This is a genomic window from Pandoraea sp. ISTKB, from assembly GCF_001721285.1.
GTDB classification, from domain to species: domain Bacteria; phylum Pseudomonadota; class Gammaproteobacteria; order Burkholderiales; family Burkholderiaceae; genus Pandoraea; species Pandoraea capi.
Map to the genome: position 1 here is coordinate 1 of NZ_MAOS01000111.1, position 522 is coordinate 522.

Genomic DNA, 522 nt, shown 5'->3' on the forward strand with positions numbered 1-522 from the left:
GACCGGCGCGCCCTGGAACAGACGGAACTTGTACTTGCCCGAGAGCTTGCCGAAGGCGATGACCGAACCCGAGAACGTAATCGCGCCGACGAACGTGCCGATGAACAGTTCGATGCGGTTGCCCGGCGGCAGGAATGTTTCTCCGGCCGGGACGATGCCGAATGCCGCCGGTTCCGCCACAGCGGCCACGGCGATACAGACAGCCGCCAGACCGATCAGCGAGTGCATCGCGGCCACGAGTTCCGGCATCTTCGTCATCTCGACCTTGCGAGCGACGTAGGCGCCGATACCGCCACCGACCACCAGACCTGCGAGGATCAGCGCGAGACCCGAGTAGTTACCGCCCATCAGACGACGCAACTCGTAGATCAGCGCAATCGTCGTGACGGCGGCAATCGCCATGCCGATCATGCCGAACGCGTTGCCGCGTCGCGCCATCTTCGGATTCGACAGGCCTTTGAGTGCCTGAATGAAACAGATCGACGCGACCAGATACAGCAGCGTGACGAGATTCATGCTCAT

1 protein-coding gene is annotated in these 522 nt (G+C 62.3%); it reads right to left on the bottom strand.

Annotation, left to right across the window (positions count from 1 at the left end; translation table 11 throughout):
* On the bottom strand, positions 1-522 hold a 522-nt coding region (locus A9762_RS27820; RefSeq protein ID WP_170836350.1), incomplete at both ends, for an NAD(P)(+) transhydrogenase (Re/Si-specific) subunit beta.